The following is a 1626-nucleotide window of genomic DNA, read 5'->3' on the forward strand; positions in this document are numbered from 1 at the left end:
ACTGCGGTTTTGAGATAGATAGGGATCTAAACGCTGCAATTAATTTATCGCGTCTGGCTAAGGCGTGAAAGTCTACTGAGGGATAACTGCTCCCATGCTCCCGTTGAAGTAGAAAGTAAAGTCTAGTATTGTCTAGGTTTTATATAGCAGAACATCTGGCTGCTGAAACAGATACTCAATTTCTTCTTGAGAAACACGATTCCAGCATTTTGCAGAGTTTCCTTCATCCCAATCAAAGCCATTGACACTTTTTAGCATAACTCTAAAAATAACTTTTGTATATACAAATGTAACCATTTTTTCATATCTTACGCAACCTACAGGAGATTTTTGGTACTATAGGTAAGTCCTCAAATATTTTGAATTTATGCCTTTAGTAGCTTGAAGGCATTTAAAAATTATCCAAGTTTAAATTTTTCCTCTATAATATTTACCTGCTTCTTGTTGCTGATCCTGTGTAATTACTCAGAATTTGTAACAGTGAGTTGATCGCATCCACCAACCAGCTATCTACCGTGCAAGATACCGACTCTATGAATGACCTTGCGGCTGCACTGCAACAGCCTGTAGACTTGGATTTTGAATTACCAGATCCAGAAGATGAAGAAATTGCTGAGTCTGACTTTTTACAGCAGTTAGATGTAGCTTGGCAAGTATGCGATCGCTTTGATCTGCAAACAGAAATTTGGCGGGGGCGAATTTTACGCGCTATCCGTGACAGAGAGAAAAAAGGCGGAGATGGGCGCGGTACTGGTTTCCTCAAATGGTTGAAGGAACGGGAAATTAGTAAAACTCAAGCTTATTCTTGGATTCAATTAGCTAATAGTGCTGATACCTTAATTGAAGATGGTAAACTGGACCCCAGTACAGTTAATAACTTTAGTAAACGGGCATTTGTAGAAACCGCCAAAGCTGCACCAGAAGTACAACAGATGGTAAGTGAAGCAGCGCAAAAAGGCGATCGCATCACCCGCAGAGAAGTCCGTCAACTCACGGATGAATGGACAGCCATGTCCTCAGAATTGTTACCTGAACCAGTCAAGGAAAAAGCCGCCGATAATAGCCTTCCTGCCCGCTACATTGCCCCTCTGGTGAAGGAAATGGAAAAACTGCCAGAATCACACCAGAAGGCGTTACAGAGAGAAATAGCGGAAAATCCTGATGTAGATACTTTAAAACAAGCCACTACAGAAGCTAGACAACTAGCAAAATATCTTAAATCTGCTGTCCAGGTGCAAGCACTGACAGAAGAAAATGTGGATATTGAAACTGCATTAGAAGAAGCTCAAAGAATCGGCTGTTTAAGTATAGCAGCAGACTTGGTAAATCAAGCATCCCAAATGGAACAAGGTATAGCTAAGTTATACATGACTTGGAAGAAAATCAGTAACTTAGCTGATAGATTGTATGTTGATACTGGAGCGAGTACACCAAATTTGCGATCGCTCCTGGGTTGTGTTGAACCACTGGGAGGGGAAGTCATGGAAATTAAACTTAGTGGTGCAACAGAACATACTATTAGATTACAAATTCAGGAGACTAATTAGGGACTGGGGACTGGTGACTGGGGACTGGGGACTGGGGACTGGGGACTGGTGACTGGGGACTGGGGACTGGGGACTGGTG

Annotated in this window: 2 protein-coding genes; one reads left to right on the forward strand and one right to left on the reverse strand. The window is 42.0% G+C overall.

Features of this window, described 5'->3' with window-relative positions; genetic code table 11:
- Positions 1-132 precede the first annotated feature (132 nt).
- Entirely contained in the window at positions 133-297 is a 165-nt protein-coding gene (locus tag H5968_RS24910) for a hypothetical protein (RefSeq protein ID WP_187042074.1), read from the reverse strand.
- Positions 298-533: 236 nt separating this feature from the next.
- Here H5968_RS24910 and H5968_RS24915 point away from each other — a divergent pair, with 236 nt between their 5' ends.
- A complete protein-coding gene (locus H5968_RS24915) occupies positions 534-1547 on the forward strand; it encodes a hypothetical protein (protein ID WP_222620811.1) in 1014 nt (337 codons plus the stop codon).
- Positions 1548-1626 lie beyond the last annotated feature (79 nt).

This window comes from Sphaerospermopsis sp. LEGE 00249 (assembly GCF_014299995.1).
GTDB classification, from domain to species: Bacteria; Cyanobacteriota; Cyanobacteriia; order Cyanobacteriales; family Nostocaceae; genus Sphaerospermopsis; species Sphaerospermopsis kisseleviana.

What these genes read in the sequence shown, in the direction of transcription:
- H5968_RS24910 (WP_187042074.1), bottom strand. Translation starts at nt 297, where the DNA reads ATGGTTACATTTGTATATACAAAAGTTATTTTTAGAGTTATGCTAAAA.
- H5968_RS24915 (WP_222620811.1), top strand. Translation starts at nt 534, where the DNA reads ATGAATGACCTTGCGGCTGCACTGCAACAGCCTGTAGACTTGGATTTT.